24 protein-coding genes and 1 pseudogene are annotated in these 23,790 nt (G+C 66.7%); 6 read left to right on the top strand and 19 right to left on the bottom strand.

Annotated features, from left to right (window positions below; all coding sequences use genetic code 11):
• Positions 1 to 13: 13 nt before the first annotated feature.
• From SLQ31_RS06875 to SLQ31_RS06865, 3 genes are read right to left on the bottom strand one after another with little or no spacing between them, the layout of a single operon-like run.
• Positions 14 to 1,228: an amidohydrolase family protein gene (locus SLQ31_RS06875; RefSeq protein WP_319430895.1), complete on the bottom strand. Its 1,215-nt coding sequence runs from the start codon at positions 1,226 to 1,228 to the stop codon at positions 14 to 16.
• Between the two features lie 3 nt (positions 1,229 to 1,231).
• Positions 1,232 to 2,035: an acetoacetate decarboxylase family protein gene (locus SLQ31_RS06870; RefSeq protein WP_319430894.1), complete on the bottom strand. Its 804-nt coding sequence runs from the start codon at positions 2,033 to 2,035 to the stop codon at positions 1,232 to 1,234.
• A complete protein-coding gene (locus SLQ31_RS06865) occupies positions 2,032 to 2,970 on the bottom strand; it encodes an SDR family NAD(P)-dependent oxidoreductase (protein ID WP_319430893.1) in 939 nt (312 codons plus the stop codon). Before SLQ31_RS06865 ends, SLQ31_RS06870 begins: the two co-directional genes overlap by 4 nt.
• A gap of 64 nt (positions 2,971 to 3,034) precedes the next feature.
• Between SLQ31_RS06865 and SLQ31_RS06860 the strand changes: the two genes are divergently transcribed.
• Both SLQ31_RS06860 and SLQ31_RS06855 read left to right on the top strand, forming a co-directional pair.
• Entirely contained in the window at positions 3,035 to 3,919 is an 885-nt protein-coding gene (locus SLQ31_RS06860; protein WP_319430891.1) for an IclR family transcriptional regulator, read from the top strand.
• Between the two features lie 54 nt (positions 3,920 to 3,973).
• The gene (locus tag SLQ31_RS06855) at positions 3,974 to 4,468 is read left to right on the top strand and encodes a hypothetical protein (protein ID WP_319430889.1); all 495 of its coding nucleotides are present in this window, start codon (positions 3,974 to 3,976) and stop codon (positions 4,466 to 4,468) included.
• 4 nt (positions 4,469 to 4,472) lie between these two features.
• On the opposite strand, the pseudogene SLQ31_RS06850 reads toward SLQ31_RS06855, so the two are convergent.
• A pseudogene (locus SLQ31_RS06850) lies at positions 4,473 to 5,703 on the bottom strand (HNH endonuclease signature motif containing protein).
• 76 nt (positions 5,704 to 5,779) lie between these two features.
• Here SLQ31_RS06850 and SLQ31_RS06845 point away from each other — a divergent pair.
• The gene (locus tag SLQ31_RS06845; protein WP_319430888.1) at positions 5,780 to 6,235 is read left to right on the top strand and encodes an OsmC family protein; all 456 of its coding nucleotides are present in this window, start codon (positions 5,780 to 5,782) and stop codon (positions 6,233 to 6,235) included.
• 50 nt (positions 6,236 to 6,285) lie between these two features.
• On the opposite strand, the gene SLQ31_RS29465 is transcribed toward SLQ31_RS06845, so the two are convergent.
• The 11 genes from SLQ31_RS29465 to alr all read right to left on the bottom strand — a co-directional run bounded on the left by SLQ31_RS29465 (position 6,286) and on the right by alr (position 15,412).
• Entirely contained in the window at positions 6,286 to 6,405 is a 120-nt protein-coding gene (locus tag SLQ31_RS29465; protein ID WP_413641907.1) for an excalibur calcium-binding domain-containing protein, read from the bottom strand.
• A 245-nt stretch (positions 6,406 to 6,650) separates the two neighbouring features.
• Positions 6,651 to 7,118 (bottom strand): cupin domain-containing protein, encoded by a 468-nt coding sequence (locus SLQ31_RS06840; RefSeq protein WP_319430887.1) that lies wholly within the window; start codon positions 7,116 to 7,118, stop codon positions 6,651 to 6,653.
• Positions 7,119 to 7,234: 116 nt separating this feature from the next.
• Positions 7,235 to 8,854: a chaperonin GroEL gene (gene groL / locus SLQ31_RS06835; protein ID WP_319430886.1), complete on the bottom strand. Its 1,620-nt coding sequence runs from the start codon at positions 8,852 to 8,854 to the stop codon at positions 7,235 to 7,237.
• A gap of 85 nt (positions 8,855 to 8,939) precedes the next feature.
• Complete coding sequence (gene groES / locus SLQ31_RS06830; RefSeq protein WP_036346100.1) at positions 8,940 to 9,242, bottom strand: co-chaperone GroES; 303 nt, start codon at positions 9,240 to 9,242, stop codon at positions 8,940 to 8,942.
• Between the two features lie 211 nt (positions 9,243 to 9,453).
• Positions 9,454 to 10,446 (bottom strand): alpha/beta hydrolase, encoded by a 993-nt coding sequence (locus SLQ31_RS06825; RefSeq protein WP_319430884.1) that lies wholly within the window; start codon positions 10,444 to 10,446, stop codon positions 9,454 to 9,456.
• A complete protein-coding gene (tsaD, locus tag SLQ31_RS06820; protein WP_319430882.1) occupies positions 10,446 to 11,486 on the bottom strand; it encodes a tRNA (adenosine(37)-N6)-threonylcarbamoyltransferase complex transferase subunit TsaD in 1,041 nt (346 codons plus the stop codon). Before tsaD ends, SLQ31_RS06825 begins: the two co-directional genes overlap by 1 nt.
• Positions 11,483 to 11,938 (bottom strand): ribosomal protein S18-alanine N-acetyltransferase, encoded by a 456-nt coding sequence (gene rimI / locus SLQ31_RS06815; protein WP_319430880.1) that lies wholly within the window; start codon positions 11,936 to 11,938, stop codon positions 11,483 to 11,485. The genes tsaD and rimI overlap by 4 nt, the downstream gene beginning before the upstream one ends.
• The gene (tsaB, locus tag SLQ31_RS06810) at positions 11,935 to 12,573 is read right to left on the bottom strand and encodes a tRNA (adenosine(37)-N6)-threonylcarbamoyltransferase complex dimerization subunit type 1 TsaB (protein ID WP_319432900.1); all 639 of its coding nucleotides are present in this window, start codon (positions 12,571 to 12,573) and stop codon (positions 11,935 to 11,937) included. The genes rimI and tsaB overlap by 4 nt, the downstream gene beginning before the upstream one ends.
• Positions 12,570 to 13,043: a tRNA (adenosine(37)-N6)-threonylcarbamoyltransferase complex ATPase subunit type 1 TsaE gene (gene tsaE / locus SLQ31_RS06805; protein WP_319430878.1), complete on the bottom strand. Its 474-nt coding sequence runs from the start codon at positions 13,041 to 13,043 to the stop codon at positions 12,570 to 12,572. The genes tsaB and tsaE overlap by 4 nt, the downstream gene beginning before the upstream one ends.
• Positions 13,036 to 14,091: an alpha/beta hydrolase gene (locus SLQ31_RS06800; RefSeq protein ID WP_319432898.1), complete on the bottom strand. Its 1,056-nt coding sequence runs from the start codon at positions 14,089 to 14,091 to the stop codon at positions 13,036 to 13,038. The genes tsaE and SLQ31_RS06800 overlap by 8 nt, the downstream gene beginning before the upstream one ends.
• Before the next feature lie 133 nt (positions 14,092 to 14,224).
• Positions 14,225 to 15,412, bottom strand: a complete 1,188-nt coding sequence (alr, locus tag SLQ31_RS06795; RefSeq protein ID WP_319430876.1) for an alanine racemase — start codon at positions 15,410 to 15,412, stop codon at positions 14,225 to 14,227.
• 96 nt (positions 15,413 to 15,508) lie between these two features.
• Here alr and SLQ31_RS06790 point away from each other — a divergent pair, with 96 nt between their 5' ends.
• Positions 15,509 to 16,324, top strand: coding sequence for a GntR family transcriptional regulator (locus SLQ31_RS06790; protein WP_319430874.1), 816 nt, complete (start codon positions 15,509 to 15,511; stop codon positions 16,322 to 16,324).
• Here SLQ31_RS06790 and SLQ31_RS06785 read toward each other — a convergent pair.
• Entirely contained in the window at positions 16,321 to 17,025 is a 705-nt protein-coding gene (locus SLQ31_RS06785; RefSeq protein WP_319430872.1) for an HAD family phosphatase, read from the bottom strand. The two genes, SLQ31_RS06790 and SLQ31_RS06785, sit on opposite strands and share 4 nt — an antisense overlap.
• Before the next feature lie 56 nt (positions 17,026 to 17,081).
• Here SLQ31_RS06785 and SLQ31_RS06780 point away from each other — a divergent pair, with 56 nt between their 5' ends.
• Positions 17,082 to 18,002, top strand: a complete 921-nt coding sequence (locus SLQ31_RS06780) for a phosphotransferase (protein ID WP_319430870.1) — start codon at positions 17,082 to 17,084, stop codon at positions 18,000 to 18,002.
• 16 nt (positions 18,003 to 18,018) lie between these two features.
• Entirely contained in the window at positions 18,019 to 20,475 is a 2,457-nt protein-coding gene (locus SLQ31_RS06775) for an FAD-dependent oxidoreductase (RefSeq protein WP_319430869.1), read from the top strand.
• Here SLQ31_RS06775 and SLQ31_RS06770 read toward each other — a convergent pair.
• The 3 genes from SLQ31_RS06770 to SLQ31_RS06760 are packed head-to-tail and all read right to left on the bottom strand — an operon-like array spanning position 20,472 to position 23,778.
• A complete protein-coding gene (locus SLQ31_RS06770; RefSeq protein WP_319430868.1) occupies positions 20,472 to 20,966 on the bottom strand; it encodes a nitroreductase/quinone reductase family protein in 495 nt (164 codons plus the stop codon). The two genes, SLQ31_RS06775 and SLQ31_RS06770, sit on opposite strands and share 4 nt — an antisense overlap.
• On the bottom strand, positions 20,966 to 22,345 hold the full coding sequence (locus SLQ31_RS06765) for a glutamate decarboxylase (protein WP_319430866.1): 1,380 nt from the start codon (positions 22,343 to 22,345) through the stop codon (positions 20,966 to 20,968). Before SLQ31_RS06765 ends, SLQ31_RS06770 begins: the two co-directional genes overlap by 1 nt.
• 11 nt (positions 22,346 to 22,356) lie before the next feature.
• A complete protein-coding gene (locus SLQ31_RS06760; RefSeq protein ID WP_319430865.1) occupies positions 22,357 to 23,778 on the bottom strand; it encodes an NAD(P)H-hydrate dehydratase in 1,422 nt (473 codons plus the stop codon).
• Positions 23,779 to 23,790 lie beyond the last annotated feature (12 nt).

The raw sequence follows: 23,790 nt of genomic DNA, 5'->3' as shown, positions 1-23,790 counted from the left end.
AATGGTCCTTTCGCTACCAGGTACGAATCGGGTCGGGCTCGAAGACCGTGCTGCTCGCACCCGCCGGTACCGACGCCAGTGGTTCGGCGACCTCGGCCACTGTCGGTCCGATGCGGTCGGTCAAGGGTTGCAGCGCAGCGAGGTCGAAACCGTAGACCGCTGCCGCGTTTCCGCCGAGGATCGCCGCCACTTCGTCGGCCGGGACGTCGGAGAAGGTGTAACGCAACGCTTCTCGGGTGAAGGGGGCCGTTCCTTCGAGGTGTGGGTAATCGCTGCCCCACATGATGCGGTCGACGCCGATGTCATGACGCTCGGCGCATTCAACAGGCCGCATGAAGCTCGCACCCACGTAGCACTGGCGCGACCAGAACTCGCTGGGCTTGAGACTCAGCGAGCCCGCGGTGGGCCCGGCGAAGCGGGCGATCGCCGAGCCCTCTCGCGCGTAGCGGGCCGCCGCGACGTCGAGTGAATCGAGGGTCGCCGGAATCCACCCGGCGCCCTGCTCGGTGAAGACCACGGTGAGGTCCGGATGGCGATCCATTGCGCCACTCAAGATCAGGTGCCACAACGCCCGGTGGGCGAACCAGTGCGTCTCGTATACCCAGATCGCGAACGAGCTGCCCCATCCGTCGAGCGGGCTGGGTCCGGCATTGCCACCGTGGTGGTTGATCACGACACCGGCCTCGGCGCAGGCGGCCCACAGTGGCTCCCAGTGTTCGGCGTAGAGCTGCGGAATGGCGGCCCCGGGCGGGATTCCGGGCAGCAGAACACCGCCCCGCAGACCGAGTTTGGCGATCTGCGCCACCTCGGTGATCGCTTCATCGAGGTCTTGGAGCATGACCTGGCCCACCCCGGCACGCCGCTCGGGCGACCGGGAGCAGAAGTCGGCCAGCCACCGGTTATGCGCACGCAGGCCCGCGCAGCGCAACTCCAGTTCGCGGGCGGTCTCCGGTGGGACGGCCGCCAGGCTTGAGGAAGGAAAGAACGGCGGAATGGTGTTGGGGTAGATGACCTCCCCCGCGACGCCCTCTCTGTCCAGGTCAGCGTTGCGCCGGTCGCTGTCCCAGTTGCGTTCTGCGTCAGCATCAGCGAGGTCGGCGAACGGGTTGACGTATGCCGCTGCCCAGCTGTCGAATTCGTCCCGATACAGCGGGTCGAGATAGTCGCGGTAGTCGAGCAGGTCGGCTCCCGCGTGGCAGTCAGCCGAAATCACGGTGTAGCGGTCCATGGGCTACACCCGCGTCGGCTCGGGCCTGGGGGCGGCGAGCAGGGCCACGTCGTCATAGCGCTGGTGCACATAAGGCAACAGCCACTCCTGCGGCACGCGTTCCGCGATCCGGCCCACCTGGACCGTGCGCCGACGACACCACGTGATCGACTTGATCTCGCGGATAACGATGTCCGCCAACGGGTCTAGCGGTGACTCGCCCAGTTCGACGGTGCCATCGATCGTTTCGAGCAGCTCGTAATGCCGGTGATATTCGCCGTAGACCAGGTGCGGGTCGGTGATGCCGCCACCGTCGGGCGCGCGCAGGAACTTGAAGTAGAACTCGGTGTTCACCTGGTCGGGCGGCAACTCCGCCGGGCCGGCGATCCGGCCGTCGACCGTGATCAGCCGATACCCCAGCCGGGCCACGGTGGCGGTGACGCGGTCGCTGTCGCGCTCGACGGCGATCTCGGCCAGTTTCTTTGGTTCGCCGAAGGTTTCGCGCCCGCCCGTGACGGACTGTTCGGTGGACTGCGGCATGAAGAGCGGATAGTCGCCCAGCAGGTCGCCGTGGCGGGCGGTCACCGAAAACACCGCCGACCCGAACGGCGGCCTACCCTCGATCTGAACCCGCTGAAGCTGAACGCGCACCAGCGGCTCGCCCGCCGGCTCCAGCGGCTTGGGCAAGACCGCCGCGACGATCTCCGGGTCGGTGAGGTAGGTGACGGTGACTGCCTCGGTGGCGATCGGCGCCTTGGTGGCGTCGATCTCGTGGTCCACCCGAGCCGCGGGTGGGCGAGGTCCGTAACGAACTGTGTTGGTGCTCAACGCTTTCCTCCTTCGGATTCCGACGCGTTCGCGGCGTGCTTGCCGAGGACGTCGACCAGGTAGTCGGGCTTGCCGCGTGCCAGGATCGACGCGGCCTTGGTGCTCACAACCTGATCCGAGGGTGCGGGCGGGCCCATCATCCAGAAGCTGTCCGTCCGGATTCCCTCGATCACCTGGTCGGCGACCGTCTCCAGCGGCGTGAATTCGATGTGGACACCGGCAGATTCGAAGCGGTCCACCACCTTGTCCAGTGTCTGGACGGGTGTGCGTCGTTCCTGGGTTGCCGCGTACTGGTCGGGCCGATGCCGCCACGACTCCCAGATGCCGGTGTTCAAGAAGCCCCCGGGGAATAGGACGTGGGCTCGCACCCCGGTTTCCGTCATCTCCAGATGCGTGTAAAGGCTTTCGGTCAGGCACAGCACGGCGGCCTTGGTCATCGGGTAGACGGCTGTGGCCGGTCCGCCCATCGCGCCCCTGGCGATCGGCGCGAACCCGCCATTGCCCGAACAGGTGTTGACCACATGCCCGTCGCCCTGCTCGAGCAGGATGGGCACGAAGGCTTTGATGCCGTGGATGACGCCGAGCACGTTGACGTCGATCCCCCAGCGCCAGTCGGCGAGGTCGTGTTCCCACATGTATCCCTCGGAGACCGCGCCGGTGCCTGCGTTGTTGCAGACGACGTGGATCGAACCGAAGTGATCGAGCGCCGCCTTGGCGAGCGATTCGACCGACGGATAGTCGGTCACGTCGGTGACCACGCCGATCGCCTCGACGCCCTCGTCGGTCAGCGCGCGGGTGGCGTCGTCGAGTGGTTCGGCGAGGACATCGGCCAGCACCACCTTCATGCCCTCTTGCCCGAAACGCCTGCCCATGGCGCGGCCGATCCCGCCGGCTCCCCCGGTGACGACGGCGACTTTGCCTCGAAGGTCGTTCATTGTGGCTATCGTCACATGGTCACTTATAACACCGCAAGCAGTCGCACTATGCGACCATCGGCCCATGACTCCCCGCCCCTCCCCTCAGACCGAACGGGTCGTGAACCTGTTCGAGCATCTGGCGGGCGATGGGAGCAAGGGCATGACGTTGGCCGAGGTGTCGCGTCATTTGGGCGTTCACAAAGCCAGCTGTCATTCGATGTTGTCGGAGTTGCTGCGAGCCGGTTGGCTGCTGCGCGATCCGGTTCGCAAGACGTACCACCTCGGCCCCGCACTGGTCCGCCTCGGACAAGAAGCGGCCGGCCGCTATCCGGCGCTGGTGTTGGCCCGCTCGGCGATGGCCGAGCTGTCGGCCGCGACGGGCGCCCATTGCGTGGCGTTCTCGGTGGACGAGGACTATTCGACCGTCGTCGATCAGATCCGCAGCCGTCACGGCGGCGGTCACCCGATGCCGATCGGCACCCAATTCCCGCACCGCCCACCGTATGGGGCGTCGACCGTCGCGTGGGCCGGCCCGGAAGCCCGCGAACGCTGGCTGGGTGCGCTACCCGAGGATGTGCGCGCCCGATACCGCGAAGCCATCACCAACGCCGCGGGGCGGGGCTATGCGGTGGGGCTGCATCTGCTGCCTGACCTACGCCTGCAGGAGCTGGCGTTGATCGTGCGCAGTGCGGAGGTTCGGTCGACCCGCCTGAGCCAATTGGCCCAAGCGTTGACCGACGAACTGATCCATCAGGAGGAGTGGTTCCCGGTCAGCCTCGCGCCGGAGGCGACCTACACGGTGAGCCATATCGACTCCCCGATCCTCGGGCCGGACTCTCGCATTTCCCTGATGCTGAGCTTGGTGCCCAGTGCAGAGCCGATGAGCGGTTCGGACGTCACCCGGATGGGTGAGCAGCTCGCGTCGGTGACCCGCCGACTCAGTGCCGCATTGACCGACGACGTGTAACTCCTGCGCCCGTGGGGCCGAATACATTTCAGTGACTCAAGGAAGGACGTACCGATGGCAATGCGCGCGCTAGCCGCCGTCGCTGTGGTCGCGCTGCCCGCCGTCCTGAATATCGCCCCGGCCCACGCGGATCCGCTGCCCGAATTCTGTGTGCCGTCCACCGTTGTCGACAACGTGTGCACCGCACGCCTGACGTCGGTGACCGCTGACGTCATCAACGGCACGATCACCGCCGCACCGGTCGGTGGCGGAGCGGCGATCACCCTTGCCGGACAACTGGATGCGTACCAGAAGTCGGCGGGATTCGGCGATGCTGTGCCGGACCCCGTCCGACGCTGGGACGCCAGCATCGACAGCGTGAGCAATCTCAGCGTCGACCCGTCCGACCCCGGCTGGTATGGCAATGCCAAGTCCCGAGTGTTCATGCCCAGGACGCTGAATGATCTTGCGACGCAGTTCCCGCCGGATGTCCTAATCGTTCGTTTCACGCCGGATGACGCCTCGCCGGGCACCTTGCGGCTGGTGTCGATTCAGCCGACAGCACAGTAATGCGCTAGTTGTCTGGCGGGACTTTGGGTTCGAAGGGGTGGTACCACTTCCAGTCGATGTGTTCGCCGGTTGGTCCCTTCATTGGTGGGACCGGTGGTGGGGGCAGGTTTGGTGGGCGTGCGAGGGACCTGTGGGTGAGTGTTTTGCCGTCGCGGTCGATGACGGTGAGGTGGTCGGCGGGGCCGCTGATGGTGATCTCGCGTTTGTGGTGTTCCCGGTGGTGATAGGGGCACAGCAGCACGAGGTTGTGTAGTTCGGTGGGTCCGCCGTCTTCCCAGTGTTGGATGTGGTGGGCGTGCAGTCCGCGGGTGGCGGTGCAGCCCGGTATTGCGCAGGTGGCATCGCGGTGTTCCAAGGCGCGGCGCAGTCGGCGGCTGATGGTGCGGGTGGTGCGGCCCGCGCCGATGGGCTGGCCGTCGCGTTCGAACCACACCTCGCAGGTGGCATCACAGGTCAGGTATTGGCGGTCAGCCGTGCTGAGCAGCGGGCCCAGATGTAGTGCCCCAATACGTTGTTCAACATCGAGGTGCACGACGACGGTGGTGCGTTGCCCGTGGGGACGGCGGTCCACATCGGAGTCCCAGCCGGCTTCGACCAGACTCATGAACGCATCAGTGGTGTTCGGCAACGGCGGCGCATTATCGGAACCGTCGGCATCGTCGTGATCGCGTTTCCAGTCGGCGACCAGCGCATCGTGATGGGACTGCAGGGCGGCGTCGAAGGTCCCGGCCTCATCGTTTGGCAGGGTGATCTTCCAGCTGGTGGAGTCGTCGTTGGACGTTTTTCTTGACGCAGCGTTGCGGTTCCTGCCAGCGGTTGGGTTCGGGTCGGGGCTCGAGCTTGACGGCGGTACGCAGCTGGCTGACCGACGCGACCGAGGCGAGTTGGGCGTAGTGCTCATCGGATCCGTCGGCGGCCCGTGCGGCGATGACCCCGACCTGGTCCACCGACAGCCGGCCCTCCAGCATGCCTTGGGCGCAGCGGGGGAACTCCGGGAGCCGGTGCGCGACAGCCGAGATGGTGTTGGCAGTGGTCAATGAGGTACCCAGCTTCCACGCCACTATCGCCGAAACCGAACGCGCCCCGGTAGCGCCCCAGATCCCGTCGTGGTCAATCTCGGCGACGATCTCCACAATGCGACCATCGATCGCGTTGCGCTGACCGGCCAGCTCCGACAACTCCTCGAACAACACCTCAAGGCGCTCCTGAGAACTGAGCACGGCCATCGAGGACATAACGAAATTATCGCAGCAGGGTACGACAAGTTTTGAAATGTCACCGACCCCTGGATCGGTGATGTTGGATTGAGCCATGACGACATCTACCACCGGCTCTGCCGCTTCCGAGGGCACAGTGACCGTGACCGAAACCGGTTCGGGGACCTACACGCAACAGATCACGGCAGGTCCGCATCAGCTGGTCGCAGACGAACCGCGGCCGATCAGCGACGACGCCGGGCCGACGCCCTACGACCTATTGCTCGCCGCCCTCGGTTCATGCACCTCGATGACGGTGCGCATGTACGCCAACAAAAAGGGCTGGCCACTCGAGCGGGTCGAGGTGACGTTGCGGCACAGCCGCATTCACGCCGAGGACTGCGCGCATTGTGAGACCACCAAGGGCTTGATCAGTCACATCGATCGCTCTATCGAGTTGATCGGCGATCTCGACGACACCCAACGCCAGCGGCTTCTGGAGATCGCCGACCGTTGCCCTGTCCACCAGACACTGACGTCCGAGGTCGACATCGCAACCTCGCTGGTGTGAAAACACCTCCGGCCCAATAGGATCGGTCTGGTGCTATGCGGCCCGGCTAATCAGCACTCACACGCGACGCCGTCGCTGTCGCGGTCCTGGCTCGACGTATACAACGAGCTGTTAGAAGGTATGTCGCAATACCCAGCCGCTTTGGCCGCCGTGCAGTTCTTGAACGGCACCGTTGGTTGTGCGCTCGCGGGTGCCGCGACACCGATAGCGATGACACCAAAAGCCGATACGGCAAGCAAGCCGATAGATCGAATCACAATGAAAATCCCCGTCCCCGTCCCTGATCCTTGGTCACTGGGAGAATATGGGGAACTTTCTGTCAATTGACCGAAACGTCAAAATCGGCGGGCCCCTTATTGGGCCGTTGTATGTCCGTACGAGTCCTGGCCGGCATGCTCGTCGGCTGTCTCCGCGGTCAGCGCGGGGGGCCGAGAATAATCTGCCCGAACTTGTCGGCCCCTTCAGCCATCCGTGCGGGTGATATTTCGAAACCGTCCGGGCGCGGCGTTGCCTTGTCTCGGCCTGCGTACCGGAACATTCCTTCGATTCCCGCAGGGGTGTTGATCATCAGCAGGTCCGCCTTCTTCGACGTTATGCGGTATGCGTGCGGAATGTTTTTGGGCAAGAAGACAATCCCGCCTTCCGCGAGTTCCATCTCCTGTTCATCGAGCCAGAGCAATGCGGTCCCCTTGATCAGCATGAAGACCTCATCCTCACGCGTGTGCTTGTGATACGGAGGTGCTTCACCCTCACTGACATCGAATCGCCCAACCATCAACTGGCCGTCGGTGGCCTTGCCGTCGAGCAGGATCGCCAGCGTGCCGCCATCGAGCCACTCCAACTGTTGCTGCTGGTTCGGTTGCGCCAGGTATGCCATGCTCATGCGTCGAAAGTATGCACGCCGGTGCAGTGCCACGCCAGATCTGTTGTGGCACGCGAAGGACTAGACACGAAAACACCCCCGGCCCAACAGGACCGGGGGTGTTTCGTTGAAGCTATTTAGTGCGCGTGCCCATGATGGCCGTGACCGTCGTCGACTGCCGCGGCAGGCTTCTCGACAATCGCGGTCTCAGTGGTGAGCACCATGCGTGCCACCGATGCGGCGTTGAGCACCGCGGAGCGGGTCACCTTCACCGGATCGATCACACCATCGGCGATCAGGTCGCCATAGGTCAGCGTCGCGGCGTTGAAGCCGTGCCCGACGGGCAGGTCGCTGACCTTGTTGACCACGACGGCACCGTCGTAACCGGCGTTGGTGGCGATCCAGAACAGCGGTGCCGACAACGACGAGGCGAACACCTCGACGCCGAGCAGCTCGTCGCCGGACAGCTCTGCCCGCAGCGAATCGAGTGCCTTGTTCGCCTGCACCAGGGCGCTACCGCCGCCGGCGACAATGCCCTCCTCGACCGCAGCCTTGGCAGCCGCAACGGCGTCCTCGACCCGGTGCTTGCGCTCCTTGAGCGCGGTCTCGGTGGCCGCACCGACCTTGATCACCGCAACACCGCCGGCCAGCTTGGCCAGGCGTTCCTGCAGCTTCTCGCGGTCCCAATCGGATTCGCTCGCCTCGATCTCGCTCTTGAGCTGCTTGACGCGGCCCGCGATCTCGTCGGCGCTGCCGCCGCCGTCCACGAGGACGGTGCTGTCCTTGCTGACCACCACGCGGCGCGCGGAGCCCAGCACCTCGAGGCCGACCTCACGCAGCAGCAGGCCGACGTCGGGGTTGACCACCTGACCGCCGGTCACGACCGCCAGGTCATCGAGGAACGCCTTGCGGCGGTCACCGAAGAACGGCGCCTTGACGGCAACGGCCTTGAGCGTCTTGCGGATGGCGTTGACGACCAGGGTCGACAGCGCCTCACCCTCGACGTCCTCGGCAACGATCAACAGCGGCTTACCGGACTCGGCCACCTTCTCCAGCAGCGGCAGAAGGTCGGGCAGCGAGCTGATCTTGTCGCGGTGCAGCAGGATCAGCGCGTCCTCGAAGATGGCCTCCTGCAAATCGAAATCGGTGACGAAGTAGGCCGAGATGAAGCCCTTGTCGAAACCGACACCGTCGGTGATCTCCAGCTCGGTGTTCATGGTCGAGGACTCCTCGACGCTGACCACACCGTCGGTACCGACCTTGGTCATCGCCTCGCCGACCAGCTCGCCGACTTCCTCGTCACGCGAGGAAACGGTGGCGACCTGGCCGATGGCGACCTTGTCCGACACCGGCTTGGACGCCGCCAGCAGCGCCTCGGACACGGCGTCGGCCGCCCGGCTGATGCCCGTGCCGAGCGCGATCGGGTTGGCACCCGCGGCCACGTTGCGCAGGCCGTTCTTGATGATGGCCTGTGCGAGCACGGTGGCCGTGGTGGTGCCGTCACCGGCGACGTCGTTGGTCTTGGTGGCCACCGACTTCACCAGCTGAGCGCCGAGGTTCTCGAACGGATCCTCGAGCTCGATTTCGCGGGCGATGGTCACGCCGTCGTTGGTGACCGTCGGGCCACCGAACGCCTTGGCGAGCACTACGTGGCGACCACGCGGGCCCAGCGTCACCTTCACGGCGTCGGCGAGCTTGTCGACGCCGATCTCCATGGCCCGGCGCGCAGTCTCGTTGAACTCAATCTGCTTGCTCATATGTCAGTCCTGACTTGGCTTAAGCGCGATCCGCCCCGGAAACCACCCGTACGAATACGGGGATCTCCGGGGCGGTTCACGGTTGTTACTTGTTGACGACCGCCAGCACGTCGCGCGCCGACAGGATCAAGTACTCCTCGCCGTTGTACTTGATTTCGGTGCCGCCGTACTTGCTGTAGATGACGGTGTCACCCTCGGCGACGTCGAGCGGAATCCGCTTTTCGCCATCCTCGTCCCAGCGGCCGGGGCCGACTGCAACGACGGTGCCTTCCTGCGGCTTCTCCTTGGCGGTGTCCGGGATGACCAGACCCGACGCGGTGGTCGTCTCGGCCTCATTGGCCTGTACGAGGATCTTGTCCTCGAGTGGCTTGATGTTCACGGCCACGATGGAGTCCTCCACTTAGTTAGCTTGCGGGCCGGGGCTTGTGCACCCGGACCAGTCGGAATTACAAGGTGTTCGGCATACGTCCACACCCTCGCGTCGTCGTCGCGGGAGCCGACACAGGGGTTTGTCCGCAAGCCACCTAGCACTCTATACATGCGAGTGCTAGCACTCAAGGGTGGCCTCCTGCGGATTCGCCGAGAGCGGAAGCCAGGGCTCAGACCGGTCGCTCGTGCAGCACGCGCAGGTCGCCAAAGAACGCGATGACCAGGGCATTGAAGAGATCGGCTCGTTCCCATTGCAGGAAGTGCCCGGCTCCGGGCAACACGACGGGTCCGGTGCGGTTGGTGAAGGCCACCTCGCACAGGTGCACAAACTCCGGGCCGACGACGTGGTCATCCATGCCGTAAAGGATCAGGGTCGGCACATCGACCTTGCGGTCCATGATCGGCGGCTCGCTCGACGGCCTGCCGTAGGCCAGCTGGTAGACGGCCCAGCCGGCCCGCAGCCGTTCCTCAGTGCCGAAGGGTTCGGTCATGAAGTCAACGTCGGCCTTGTCGAACGTGCCCGGCGACGCCCACAGCCGGTGTCCGTACATCTCGCCGACGTAGCGCCGCCGCTTGTCGACGGTGTCCAGCTCGGCGGCCAGCTCGTCCGGCGTCTCGCCCTGACGGTGGCGGTAGTCGCCGGTCGGTCCGTCGCTCAAGATCGCGGCCGGGTCGATCCCGGCGGCGACGTAGTCCTCGAACACCAGGGGCGGCACGGTGTCGAAGAAGACCAGCTTGTCGACGAAGCCCGGATACCGGTGCAACAGGTCCACCGCGACCACGCCACCGACGTCGCCGCCGACCACCCCGCAGTGCGCGTGGCCGAGAACGTCGTGGGCCAGCAGGTAGATATCCCGGCTGTAGGCCGCGATGTCGTAGACGTCGTCCTGGGACAGATCGGAGTCACCGTGCCCGCGCAGATCCGGGGCGATCACCTCGTAGCCCGCGGCGACCAGCGCGGCGATATTGCGCCACCAGATCCGTTTGGTCTCGGGATAGCCGTGCAGCAGGAGCAGCGGATAACCGCCGATACCTTCGTGGACGTAGGCGACCGTCAGGCCGTCACGGCCCGGACTGGCTGGCACCTCGCGACGGTGGATGGCGAAGGCGTCCGACGCTGGGGTGGCCGGCTGCGCGGGACGCAACCTGATGTCGTAGTGCATCAACGAGCAGATCGGCTCGTGGTGACCTGGCCGGCCACGACCGGCAGGCCGGGGTCGCTGGGCACGTCCAGCGGCGACGGAGCCGCTCCGGCGGCGATGAGGTGCGCGGCAAACGAGGCGATCATTGCCCCATTGTCGGTGCACAACCGCGGTCGCGGAATCCGTAGCGTCAAACCCGCTGCCGCACAACGCTCTTCGGCCAATTCCCGCAACCGCGAGTTGGCCGCCACCCCACCGGCGATCAGTAGCGTCGACACCCCGAGTTCGCCGGCTGCCCGCACTGCCTTGGCGGTGAGCACGTCGGCGACGGCTTCCTGGAACCCCGCAGCGACGTCGGCGGTCGGCGCGTCGGGATGGTTTTCGACGTAGCGGGCGACGGCGGTCTTGAGCCCGGAGAAGGAGAACGCGAACGGTTCGTCGCGGGGACCGGTCATGCCGCGCGGGAAGACGATTGCGTTGCGATCGCCGGTGCGGGCCAGCTCGTCGAGGGGGCGTCCGCCCGGATAGCCCAGGCCCAGCAGCCGGGCCACTTTGTCGTAGGCCTCCCCCGCCGCGTCGTCGACGGTGCTGCCGAGTTCGATGATCGGCTGACCCAGCGAGCGCACGTGCAGCAGATGGGTATGCCCGCCAGACACCAGCAGGCCAACACATTCGGGCAGCGGGCCGTGGTCGTAGACGTCGGCGGCCAGGTGCCCGCCGAGGTGGTTGACGGCGTAGAACGGCACGCCCCACGCGGCGGCGTAGGCCTTGGCCGCAGCCACCCCGACCAGTAACGCGCCGGCCAGGCCCGGTCCGATGGTGGCCGCGACGACATCGGGCTTGTCGATGCCTGCGGTCTGCAGCCCGCGGCGCATGGTCGGCCCCAGAGCTTCCAGGTGGGCCCGCGACGCGATCTCGGGAACCACCCCGCCGAACCGGGCGTGCTCGTCGACGCTGGAGGCCATTTCATCGGCCAGCAACGTGATCGTGCCGTCGTCGTCCAGCCGGGCGATGCCGACTCCGGTTTCGTCACAAGAGCTTTCGATGGCGAGGATGATCATGCCGGGTCCCGTCGCATGGTGTAGGCATCGGCGCCGCTGACCCGGTAATAGCGCTTGCGCACCCCGACCCTGGCGAAACCGAGGCTGGTGTAGAGCGCGATCGCCGCCTCGTTGTCAGTGCGAACCTCCAGGTACACCAACGACTCCGGGCCCACCGCGCCGAGCAGATCGATCATCATCTGCCGGCCGATCCCGTGCCCCTGATATGCGGGATCGACACCTACGGTGTGAATTTCGTATTCGAACGGCTCGGCGCGGCCCAGCCGGGAGATGCCGGCGTAACCGACAAGCTTGTCATCGACCCGGGCAGCCACATAGCGGTTGTGCGGGGCGTCCAGCTCACGGATGAACGCGAAATCCGGCCACGGGTCGTCCCCGTCGAACAACATGTTCTCCAGCTCGGCGCAGCGGGCAGCGTCGGCTTTGTGCATCGGGCCGTACAGGACGTTCACCGCAACACGCCCCGTTCGGCCAGGGTCTTGGCGTCGGGGCGGCGCAGATACAGCGGCACCAGCGGGGCGGGCTCGCCGTTCCAATCGGCAACGGCGGCAACCAGACCCGCCGCGGTCGGGTAGGCAGCGCCGACGACGGGAAGTGCGAACAGAGCGGCGTGCTCAGGTGATCCCGCGACGGTTTCGGCATCACCGACCGGCACGTCGCCGGGCGCGGCCACATCCGGGCCCTCGATGCGCACCCCGTCGCGATACCGCGCCCAGTACACCTCGCGGCGGCGGGCGTCCGTGACCACCAGCACCTCGCCGGTGGTGAGCACTCCGATGGCGTCGAGGCTGCACACGCCATAGACGGGCACGTTCAGGGCATGGCCGTAGGCCGCGGCGGTGGCCATCCCGACCCGCAGACCGGTGAACGGCCCTGGGCCGCAACCGACGACGACGGCATCCAGATCGGCCATCGTCAGCCCGGCGTCGGCGACCGCCGCCACCGCGTTGGGGGTCAGCGTCTCGGCGTGGGCGCGCGCATCGAGGGTGATTCGTTCGCCGGCCACCGCGACGCCGCCGTCACGGACCACCACCGCCGCGGTGACGGCCGGCGTGGCGGTGTCGATGACCAGAATATTGCGGATCATTCGTGGTTCCACTGCCACGTCACCGTGCGCACGTCGCTGTCGGCGCCGCGCGCCAGGGTGATGTCGAGGTGGTTCGCCGAGAGCCGCTCGGCCAGGCCCTCACCCCATTCGACCACGACGACGGCGTCGTCGAGATCGGCGTCGAGGTCCAGCGAATCCAGTTCGGCCAGCAGGTCGGCGCCGGTGTGGTCGAGCAGGCGATAGACGTCGACGTGCACAAGTTCCGGCTGTCCGGCCCGGCGGGCCCGATGAACGCGAGCCAGCACGTACGTCGGTGAGGTCACCGGTCCCTCGACATCCATGCCGAGCGCGATTCCCTTGGTGAGGGCGGTCTTTCCGGCCCCGAGCGGGCCGGACAGGACAACGACGTCGCCGGTGCGTAGTTGCCGGCCGAGCTGCTCACCGAATGCGATGGTGTCGTCAACGGTCGGCAGCTCGGTCGTACCGCTGCGTACCTGCGTCCTATCCACGGGCGGCCCGGTCCTTGAGCCGGCGGGTGAAGGCCACCAGTTTCGACGGGGTCGCCCGCTCAACCAAATGCACCAGTGCGTCGTTGATCAGCTCGGGTTGCTCGAGCTGCACCAGGTGACCAGCACCGCCGACGATCAGCAGTTCGCTGTTCGGCAACACCGCGGCCATTTCCTCGGAGTGCACGATCGGGGTCAGCACATCGTGGTCACCGCAGGCGATCAACGTTGGGATCTTGGCCAACACCGGCAGCGCCGCGCTCTCGTCGTGGACTTCCAGGGCGTGCAGGAACTCGACCAGGGTGGCGATCGGGGTGTCGTGAATCATCTCCTCGGAGAACGCCACAACGCGGGGGCTCATGTGGTCGTCGCCGTAGGAGGCGGCCCGCAGGATCGGGCGAATCACCGACCGGGCCGCGCCGCGCGTGCGGTGCACCAGCTTGGGCGCGTAGCGCGCGGCGAAGCGCATCGCCTCCAGCGCGGGGTTCTGCAAGATCTCGCCCAGCGGCGAGCGGGACAGCCCTTCGGACGCCGAGGAGATCAGCGCCGCACCGACGATGCGGCTGCCGTAGTGCTTGGGGAACTGGCGGGCGTGCGAGAGCACGGTCATCCCGCCCATCGAATGACCGACGAGAACGACCGGTCCGCGTGGAACCATCACTTGCAGAATGGTTTCCAGGTCCTGGCCCAGCTGGGTCACGTTATAGGTGTCGACCGGGGCGGAGCTGGACTGACCGTGTCCGCGCTGGTCATAGAACACCATCCGGACCTGATCGCCCCAGCGGGCCGCCAAGGCCGCGCGCTGGAAGTGAAACGATCCCATCCGCAAGCAGAACCCGTGGGCGAAGACCACCGTCAGCGGTGCGGTGGTCGGGCCGACCTCGCGCACCACCAGCGGGATGCCGTCGGGCGTGGTGACCACACAGCCGCGGTCGGCGTCCAGAAGCCCGAAATCCTCACGCTGGTAGAGATCTTCGACCTCGGAGCGGTGCCCGATTGCGCGGGCCGCCGATACCCCGGCGACGGTGCCGACCGCGCTCAGCCCCGCCATTCCGGCCAGCAATCCGGCTTTCTTGCCGACGCCGAGTCCGGGATGGTCGGCTTTGCGCGCCAACCGCTCGGCACTCTTCGCGGCACGGCGCGCCAACCGTTCGTCGATCCCGCGCTTCGAGCTGGTCTCGTCGTCACTGCCCACCAGTGTCGGCCTCCCGATACGTGCGCACCACCCGGCCGCGCGGGCTGGTGACCACCTCGTAGTGAATGGTGCCGAGTAAGTCGGCCCAGTCCTGGGCCGTTGGTTCCCCGGATGTGCCAGGGCCAAACAAGATTGCCTCGTCACCCTCGGCCACGTCGGGAACACCGGGGCCGAGGTCGACGACGAACTGGTCCATGCAGACCCGCCCGACACTGCGACGCAGCCGGCCGTTGATGAGCACGTCGATGCGGCCGCCCAGCGGGCGATACAGCCCGTCGGCGTAGCCGATGGGCAGCAAGGCCAGGTTGGTGTCCCGCTCAGCGATCCAGGTGTGCCCGTAGGACACCCCGTCACCGGCCTTGACCGGCTTGACCATCGTCACGGCGCATTTCAGCGTCATCGCCGGACGCAGCCCCATGTCACCGCGGTCCGGGATGGGGCTCAGCCCGTAGACCGCGACACCGGGACGCACCATGTCGAAACCCAGGTCGGGCCGCGTCATCGCCGAGGGCGAGTTCGACAGATGGGCAACCTCGAATTCGATTCCCCGCCTGCGTGCTTCAGCGATCACCTCGGTAAAGCGCTGCGCCTGAAGATCATTGAGCGGATCATCGGGCACATCGCCGTTGGCCAGATGCGACATGATCCCGCGCAGCCGGATCGCGTCGGCGGCCACGGCGCGCTGCAGTTCGGTGAGCACCGCCGGGAAGTCGGCGAGGCTGACGCCGTTGCGGTTGAGCCCGGTGTCGACCTTGATGGTGACCTCGGCCGTGCGCCCGGTGCGGTCGACCGCGTCGAGCAGTTCGGCGACCTGGCGTGCCGAGGACACCGCGACCTGGATGTCGGCGGTCAAGGCGGGAGCGAAGTCGGTGCCGGGCGGATGCAGCCAGGCCAGCACGGGCCCGGTGATGCCGCCGTCACGCAGTGCCACCGCCTCGTCGATGGTCGCGACGCCGAGTTCGGCAGCCCCGGCGGCCAGAGCTGCCCGGCCGGCCTGGACCGCGCCGTGGCCGTAGGCGTCGGCTTTGACGACCGCCATCACCTGTGCGGATCCCGCGTGCTCACGCAAAACGCGCACGTTGTGGGCGATCGCCCCAAGATCAACCCGCGCTTCGGCACCTGGACCGGAAACCTGGGGTTGCGTCGACGGGGTCAACGAAGTCGTGTGCATATTCATGTCACCGCCGCCAATTGTCCCAGAAGCCGGCGTAGAAGCTCGCATAGGGCGCTGACCTGTCATTTCGTGGCCGCTGGGGACGGTAGAGTCGTCGGAATGCGGGTGCTGTCGATGGACGACGCCGTGCTGGCCCAGCGGCCGGACCTCGGCGGCCCGTCCGAGCAGCCGGCCCATTCCCGGATTTCCGTCTGGCTGGAGAAACTCATCGTCACCGGCCGGTTGACGCCCGGCGACAAGCTGCCCCCCGAAGTCGAGATCGCCTGTGCGCTGGGCGTGAGCAGGATGACGCTGCGGCAGTCACTGGCCGCCATCGAGGCCAAGGGGCTGATCCGGCGCAGCCGGGGACGTTTCGGGGGCAATTTCGTCGAGACGCCCCGCCTGGAGTTCGACCACATCGGGCTACCGGGCTTCACCGAGCAGCTGCGCCGGCTGGACATGTCCGCCGGCGCGCGGGTGATCCGGGCCGCGACCCGGCAGCCGACCGGCAATGTCCGGCACGCCTTGCAGCTCAAGCGCGGCCTGCCGGTGCACCAGATCATCCGCATCCGATCGGCCAACAACACGCCCGTGCTGCTGGAGGAGACCTATCTGCCGGCCGCCCGGTTCCCCGGCCTGCTGTCGGCCGATCTGACCGGCTCGGTGTACACGCTGATGGCCGACGACTTCGACACCCCGCTGTTCTCGGCAGACGAGCACATCGAGGCCACCTCGGCGTCCGAGTCGTCGGCCGAACTGCTCCGCGTTGCCGTCGGCGACCCGCTGTTGCTGGTGACGCGAACCGCATACGACCGCAATGGCGTTCCGGTGGAGTTCTCTCACGACTACTTCCGCTCCGACCGCACCCGCATCCGGGTGCGCTCCGGCGTGGACCGCGGCCCCGATGCCGAAGTGGAGACCTCGCCGGCGTCCTAGAGCTCGCGCAGCACGTGCTCGATGACGTCTGCCGAGAGCCGCGGGATTAGCGCTGGCGCCACCGCTTTCAGTTCGTCGCCGGGCGCTGCACCCACCGCGATGCAGCGCATACCCGCCGCGAGCGCGCCCCGCACCCCGGGCACCGAGTCTTCGAAGACCACGATATCGGTTGGTGCACAGCCGAGTTGGGCCGCTCCAGTAAGGAATCCTTCCGGATCGGGCTTACCGCGGGTGACGTCCTCTTCGGCGACGACGATGCCGATCAGCTCACCGACCGGACTGCTTTCCAGGACGGCGCGGACATCGTCGCGCTGGGCGCCGGTGACGATGGCCAGCGGTACCCCGTGCTCGGCCAGCAACTGCACCAGCCGCACGGTGTCAGGCTGGATTGGGTTGTCGCCGGCCACCAGTTCGCGGTAGCGCTTCTTGCGCAAGGCGAGCAGCGCGTCGATATCGCTGTGGGCACCGGTGATCTGAAGGGCCTTCTCGACGATCTCGCGGTCGCTGTGGCCCAGCAGCTGACTGTCGTAGTCCTGCTGGGTCATCGCCCAGCCCAGGTGTTCGCCGAACAGCTCACTGAAGATGCGGAACAGGATCGGCTCGTCATCGGACAGCGTCCCGTTGAAATCGAAGATCACCGCGGGCCGCTGGGCATTGGCCCAGTCCGATATCACCGCACGAGCGAGCATTGGCACCGACACAAGTCAATAGTCTAGTCTTTTAGACGCGATGCCCCTCCCGGCGCGAGGATGTTGGTATGCCGTTCCCGTCTGACCCGGAACTGGATGCGCTGCTGGACCAGCTGCCGGTACTGGCCGGCCAGCCGCGCCAGCTCGAGGAACTCTCGGGCGGCCTGACCAACCGCAACATCAAGATCGTCACGCCGGCCGGAACGTACGTCGCCCGGTGCAGCGTCAACAGCACGAACCTCCTCGGCATCGATCGCGACAACGAGTACTACAACAGCAAGGCCGCCGCGCAGGCCGGTGTCGGCGCACCGGTGATCGACTACCGCCCCGATCTGGGCATCCTGCTGGTGGGCTTCCTCGAGGGCACCACGTTGACCAACGCCGACCTGCAGCGCCCCGATGTGTTGGCGCGGGTGGCCGCCGGCTGCCGGGCCCTGCACGCCGGACCCCGCTTCCGCGACCAGTTCAACATGTTCGAGCGCCAGCCCGCCTACCTGAAGGTGGTGCAAGAGCGTGGCTTCCGCATACCGACCGACTACCTGTACTACACCCGCGAATTCCAGGCGGTAAGAAGGATTCTCGGCCCTTCCGAGCACATCACCGTCCCGTGCAACAACGATCTGCTGGCGGGGAACTTCGTCGACACCGGCGAGAAGGTCTGGCTGATCGACTACGAGTACTCCGGCAACAACGATCCGTGTTTCGAGCTGGGCAACATCGGGGCCGAGTGCGGGCTGTCCACCGATCAGCTCGATGAACTGGTCACGCTGTACTACGGCCGCCGGCTGCGGCACAAGACAGCCAGGGCCCGCCTGCAGGGAATCATCGGCAAGTACGGCTGGACTTTGTGGGGATGTATCCAGAATGGCTCCAGCTCTTTGGATTTCGACTTTTGGGAATGGGCGATGGAACGCTACGAGTCCGCCATCGCCGAATTCCGCGGACCAGACTTTCCCCGCCTGCTGGCCGACGCACAAGCATCCGACTGACGACCGATAGGAACCCATGCCGACCGCACCGCTGCCCGACCGCGCCCAGATCGTCATCATCGGTGGCGGCGTCATCGGCACCAGCGTCGCCTACCACCTCACCAAGCTCGGCCACACCGACGTCGTGCTGCTCGAGCAAGGTCAGCTGTCCTGCGGAACGACCTGGCACGCAGCGGGTCTGGTCGGGCAGCTGCGCGCCTCGGAGAGCGGCACCCGGCTGGTGCAGTACTCCACCCAGCTGTACGCGGAGCTGGAGGCCGAGACCGGGCTGAGTGCCGGCTACAAGCAGTGCGGCGGAGTGACGGTGGCCCGCACCGAGGATCGGATGACACAGCTGCGCCGCACGGCCGCCAACGCGGCGGCCTACCAGCTCGACTGCGAACTGCTCAGCCCCGACGAAGCTTTCGACCGGTACCCGGTGATCCGGGTGGACGATCTGGTCGGCGCGATCTGGCTGCCGGCTGACGGCAAGGCCAATCCGACGGACCTGACGATGGCGTTGGCCAAGGGCGCCCGGCAGCGCGGTGCGAAGGTCTTCGAACACGTCCGCGTGCTCGACGTGCTCACCGACGAGGGACGGGCAACCGGCGTGCGCACCGACGCCGGCGACATCGAAGCCGAGATCGTGGTCAACTGTGCCGGGCAATGGGCCAAGGCGATCGGCGCGATGGCCGGAGTCAACGTGCCGCTGTACTCCGCCGAGCACTTCTACGTCGTCACCGAGACCATCGCCGGCGTGCACCCCGACCTGCCGATCCTGCGCGACCCCGACGGCTACACCTACTTCAAGGAAGAAGTCGGCGGCCTGGTCATCGGGGGCTTCGAGCCGGAGGCCAAGCCGTGGGTGGCACCCGACAAGATCCCCTACCCGTTCGAATTTCAGCTCCTCGACGAGGATTGGGAGCACTTCGAAATCCTGATGGACAACGCGCTGTTGCGGATTCCAGCCCTGGAGCACACCGGGCTGAAGAAGCTCTACAACGGGCCGGAGAGTTTCACTCCGGACAACCAGTTCATCCTCGGCGAGGCACCCGAGTGCGCCAACTTCTTCGTCGGCGCGGGCTTCAACTCGGTGGGCATCGCGTCGGCCGGCGGCGCCGGTCGCGCGCTGGCGGAGTGGATCGTCAACGGCTCCCCCACCAGCGATCTCACCGGCGTCGACATCCGTCGCTTCGCGCCGTTCAACGGCAACGTCGCCTGGTTGCACGACCGGGTTGCCGAGATCCTCGGCGTGCACTACGAGATTCCCTGGCCCAACCGCGAACTGGCGACCGCACGGCCGTTCCGTCGCTCACCGGTGCACCATCTGCTGGTTGCCGCCAGCGCCAACTTCGGCAGCCGGATGGGCTGGGAGCGGGCCAACTTCTTCGCCCCGCCGGGCAGCGAGCCGGTCATCGAATACTCGTGGGGCAAGCAGAACTGGCTGCCCTGGTCGGCGGCCGAACAGGTGAACACCCGCACCGCGGTCACCGTCTTCGACCAGACCTCGTTCTCGAAGTACGTGCTTGCCGGACCGGATGCCGAGGCCGCATTGCAGTGGCTGTGCACCGCCGATGTCGCTGTGCCGGTGGGCAAGTCGGTGTACACCGGCCTGCTCAACGAACGCGGCACCTACGAGTCCGACGTCACCGTCACCCGCACCGGGGCGCAGGAGTTCCTGATCGTCAGCAGCGCGGCCACCACCGAGCGGGACAAGGATCACATCCGCAAGAACCTGCCGGCCGGGGCGCACGCCGAGCTGGTCGACGTCACGTCGTCGATGGCGGTGTTCGGGGTGATGGGCCCGGCGTCACGTGAGCTGCTCGGCAGCCTGACCGACGCCGACCTGTCCGACGCGGCGTTCCCCTTCGCCACCAGCCAGCTGATCTCGCTGGGCTACGCGACGGTGCGGGCCACCCGCATCACGTATGTCGGCGAACTGGGTTGGGAGCTCTACGTTCCCGCCGAATTCGCGGTCGGGGTCTACGAGGACCTGTTATCGGCCGGTGCGCGGTTCGGCATCGCCCGCGGTGGCTACTACGCGATCGAGTCGATGCGGCTGGAGAAGGGCTACCGCGCGTTCGGCCGGGAACTGACCCCCAGCGACAATCCTGTCGAAGCCGGCCTGCTGTTCGCCTGCAAGCTCAAGTCCGACATCGACTTTCTCGGCCGTGCCGCGGTGGAGAAGGCCAAGGCCGAAGGCCCGCGCCGGCGACTGGTCAGCTTCGCCGTCGACTCAGCGGAGCCGATGCTGTGGGGCGGCGAGCTGATCCTGCGGGACGGCGCCGTCGCCGGGCAGGTCAGTTCGGCGGCGTGGGGAGCCACCACCGGGGCCTGCGTCGGCCTGGCCTACGTCCGGTCCCCCGACGACGCGGTCGTCACACCCGACTGGGTGCGGGCAGGTTCCTACGCCGTCAACGTCGGCGGCGATACCTACCCGATCACCGTGTCGCTCAAGGCAATCTACGACCCAGCCAATGAGCGGGTGCGCTAGCTTTCCGCCGTGAATATCGCGGTCGGTCGCAACAGATTCAGCATGACGATGGGAATGCGTCGGCTCGTGGACTGCTGATACGCGATGTAGGGCGGATACAGATGGCACATGTACTCCCACACCTGATGCCGTTCCTCACCCTCGGGTTCGCGCCATGAGGCCTCGAAGGCCTGGGTCGCGATCTGTACGTCCAGCGTGTCGTGGGACACGACGTTGCGGTACCACTCCGGATGACTATCGGCACCACCTTTCGACGCGACGATCACGATCTCACCGCCAAAGTTGCCGTAGATGAGCGGCTTGATGTAGCGCTGACCGGACTTGCGTCCGGTATAGCGAATCAGGCCGTGGGTGGTGCACGTACGGCCACCGACATCGTTCAGGTTGAGGATGTGCCCCTGCGCGCCACCGGATTCGAGGTATGTCGCGAGGTGTTGAGCCGTCCAGTCGGCACGGCTGGCGCGTAATGCTGCAGCGTCTGCGTCGGCCATCAGTGTGAGAAGTGTTCCTGGGTGAAGTACCCGTCGGGTTTGATCGCGTCCATGTGCGTGAGCACGGCGTTCAGGTCGGCCCACAGCGAGCGGGCCAGGTCGGCGGAGAAGCCCTCGCGCACCACCACCCGCAGCACCGTAATATTCTCGGCGCCTTCGGGCATGGTGTAGGCAGGTACCTGCCAGCCGTAGGAGCGCAGGCCGGCCGAGATGTCGAACTCGTTGTAGCCGTAGCCGCCCTTCAGCCGGAATGCCACCACCGGAATAGCTGACCCGTCGGAGATCACGTCGAAGTGCTGGCAGCCCTCCAACTGGTCGGACAGCCAGCGCGCCGTAGCCGCCAGGCACTGCATCACATGGGTGTAGCCGGCTCGGCCCAGGCGCAGGAAGTTGTAGTACTGGCCGACAACCTGGTTGCCGCCCTTGGAGAAGTTGAGCGTGAACGTCGGCATATCGCCGCCGAGGTAGTTGACCCGGAACACCAGGTCTTCGGGCAGGGCATCAGCGTTGCGCCACACCACGAATCCGATGCCCGGATAGGTCAGTCCATATTTGTGGCCGCTGACGTTGATCGAGGCCACCCGTGGCAGCCGGAAGTCCCACTTGATATCTGGGTGAAGGAACGGCACCACGAACCCGCCGCTGGCGGCGTCGACATGCACTGGGACGTCAAGTCCCTTGTCCTGCTGCAGTTTATCCAGGGCCTCGCAAATCTCGGCGATCGGCTCCAGTTCACCGGTGTAGGTGGTGCCCAGGATCGCCACCACCCCGATGGTGTCCTCGTCGACGTACTCGAGGACCTGTTCGGGGGTGATCACGAAGCGGTCCTCGGCCATCGGGATGTAGCGCGGCTCGACTTCGAAGTAGCGGCAGAACTTCTCCCACACCACCTGCACGTTGGAGCCCATCACCAGATTGGGGGTCCGCGTCTTCCACTTGTCCCCGACGCGCTCCTTCCACCGCCACTTCAGCGCGAGCCCGCCGAGCATCACCGCCTCCGACGAACCGACCGTGGATACGCCGACCGCGGTCGCGGCGTCGTCGTCGCGCAGGTTCTCGGCGTGGAACAGATCGGCAACCATTGCCACACAACGCGACTCAATGGCGGCGGTGGCCGGGTACTCGTCCTTGTCGATCATGTTCTTGTCGAAGGTCTCGGCCATCAGCTTCTCAGCCTCTGGGTCCATCCAGGTCGTGACGAACGTCGCCAGGTTGAGCCGGGAGCTGCCGTCGAGCATCAGCTCGTCGTGGATGAACCGGTATGCCGCAGAGGGTTCCATCGCCTCGTCGGGCAGCCGTAGCGACGGGATGGGATCGGTGGACAGTCGCCCGGTATAGGCCGGTGCGATCGACGGGGAACGGTACTTGACGTGGGGCACAAGGGTCCTTTCTACGGTTCTGCGATGGCTTGACGAATGTGGGCGAGGATGCGCGACGCCGATGTGGGCACCGGCCTCGGGCCGGGGTCGGCGGCGGAGGCCTCAGCGGCGCGGGCGTGCACGAACGCCGCCGCGGCGGCCGCCTCGATCGGCGGCAGGCCAGAGGCCAGCAGCGCACCGATCATGCCGGACAGCACATCACCGGATCCAGCGGTCGCCGCCCATGACCCGCCGGCCTGATTCAGGTACACCCCTCCGGTGGGATCGGCGATCACCGTAACATTTCCCTTGAGCAGCACGGTGGCGCCGAACGCGTCGGCAAGCCTGCGGGTCGCGGCCACCCGATCCTCCCCCGGCGGGGCACCGGCGAGCCGAGCGAACTCACCGGCGTGCGGCGTCAGCACCGTCGGGGCCTTGCGCCCCGCCACCAGGTCCGGCTGGGCGGCCAACAGGGTCAGGGCGTCGGCATCCACGACCACAGGAAGAGGGGTGCTGAGCGCGAAAGTTAAAGCACCAAAGGCTTTTTCGTCCGTGCCCAGCCCGGGTCCGACGACCCAGGCCTGCACCCGGCCTGCGGCATGTGGGTTCGGCGCGGCCACCACCTCGGGCCAATGGGACACCACCTCGGCCGCAGCGGACCCGGCATAGCGCTTCATGCCCGAGGTCGTGGCCACCGCGGCCCCGGTGCACAGGATCGCGGCGCCGGGATAGGTGGACGAGCCGGCCATGATGCCGGTGACGCCCTGGCTGTACTTGTCGTCGTGCACGCCGGGCACCGGCCAGCGGGCCTTGACGTCGGCCGCTTCAAAACTCAGCAGATCGGTGGCCGGCAGGTCCAGCCCGATGTCGACGAGTTCGACGCGGCCACAGTCGGCCAGGGCGTGAACGGGTTTGAGCCCACCGAAGGTCACGGTGAGCGCGGCGTGAACGGCGGGTCCGGTGATCGCACCCGTCTGCACGTCGATGCCGCTGGGAATGTCGACGGCCACCACCGGGATCGCGGCGTGCTCGGCGGCGGCGAATACCTCGGCGGCCGACTCGCGCAGCGGGCCCTTCCCCGAGATGCCGACGACTCCGTCGAGCACCAGATCCGTCGACGGCGGCACCGCGGGAACCACCCGGCCGCCCGCGCCACGAAACGCCGCCAGCGCCTTGGCATGGGTCCGTTCGGGGTTCAGCAACACCGCGGTCGCCGCCACACCCCGGCGGCGCAGGAGCGTCGCCGCCCACAGCGCGTCACCGCCGTTGTCACCCGACCCGACGACCGCGCACACGTGGCGGCCCGCCAACGCACCGGTGCGGTCGCGCAACTCCGCGGCGATGGCGGTGGCCAGGCCGTAGGCGGCACGACGCATCAGAACACCATCGGGCAGGCCGGCCAGCAAAGGCGCCTCGGCGGCGCGAATCGCGTCCGCGGTGTAGTAGTGCCGCATCGGCACCAAGGC

The organism is Mycobacterium sp. RTGN5, assembly GCF_033804465.1.
In the GTDB taxonomy this organism is placed as follows: Bacteria; Actinomycetota; Actinomycetes; order Mycobacteriales; family Mycobacteriaceae; genus Mycobacterium.
This window is presented reverse-complemented; position numbering and strand designations above follow the sequence as displayed.

Bases quoted from the DNA above. Each gene is read 5' to 3' on its own strand.
- SLQ31_RS06875 (WP_319430895.1), bottom strand. From the start codon at position 1,228: ATGGACCGCTACACCGTGATTTCGGCTGACTGCCACGCGGGAGCCGAC.
- SLQ31_RS06865 (WP_319430893.1), bottom strand. From the start codon at position 2,970: ATGAACGACCTTCGAGGCAAAGTCGCCGTCGTCACCGGGGGAGCCGGC.
- SLQ31_RS06860 (WP_319430891.1), top strand. From the start codon at position 3,035: ATGACTCCCCGCCCCTCCCCTCAGACCGAACGGGTCGTGAACCTGTTC.
- SLQ31_RS06855 (WP_319430889.1), top strand. From the start codon at position 3,974: ATGGCAATGCGCGCGCTAGCCGCCGTCGCTGTGGTCGCGCTGCCCGCC.
- SLQ31_RS06845 (WP_319430888.1), top strand. From the start codon at position 5,780: ATGACGACATCTACCACCGGCTCTGCCGCTTCCGAGGGCACAGTGACC.
- SLQ31_RS06840 (WP_319430887.1), bottom strand. From the start codon at position 7,118: ATGAGCATGGCATACCTGGCGCAACCGAACCAGCAGCAACAGTTGGAG.
- groL (WP_319430886.1), bottom strand. From the start codon at position 8,854: ATGAGCAAGCAGATTGAGTTCAACGAGACTGCGCGCCGGGCCATGGAG.
- SLQ31_RS06825 (WP_319430884.1), bottom strand. From the start codon at position 10,446: ATGCACTACGACATCAGGTTGCGTCCCGCGCAGCCGGCCACCCCAGCG.
- tsaD (WP_319430882.1), bottom strand. From the start codon at position 11,486: ATGATCATCCTCGCCATCGAAAGCTCTTGTGACGAAACCGGAGTCGGC.
- tsaB (WP_319432900.1), bottom strand. From the start codon at position 12,573: ATGATCCGCAATATTCTGGTCATCGACACCGCCACGCCGGCCGTCACC.
- SLQ31_RS06800 (WP_319432898.1), bottom strand. From the start codon at position 14,091: ATGGCGGGGCTGAGCGCGGTCGGCACCGTCGCCGGGGTATCGGCGGCC.
- alr (WP_319430876.1), bottom strand. From the start codon at position 15,412: ATGAATATGCACACGACTTCGTTGACCCCGTCGACGCAACCCCAGGTT.
- SLQ31_RS06790 (WP_319430874.1), top strand. From the start codon at position 15,509: ATGCGGGTGCTGTCGATGGACGACGCCGTGCTGGCCCAGCGGCCGGAC.
- SLQ31_RS06780 (WP_319430870.1), top strand. From the start codon at position 17,082: ATGCCGTTCCCGTCTGACCCGGAACTGGATGCGCTGCTGGACCAGCTG.
- SLQ31_RS06775 (WP_319430869.1), top strand. From the start codon at position 18,019: ATGCCGACCGCACCGCTGCCCGACCGCGCCCAGATCGTCATCATCGGT.
- SLQ31_RS06770 (WP_319430868.1), bottom strand. From the start codon at position 20,966: ATGGCCGACGCAGACGCTGCAGCATTACGCGCCAGCCGTGCCGACTGG.
- SLQ31_RS06760 (WP_319430865.1), bottom strand. From the start codon at position 23,778: ATGCGGCACTACTACACCGCGGACGCGATTCGCGCCGCCGAGGCGCCT.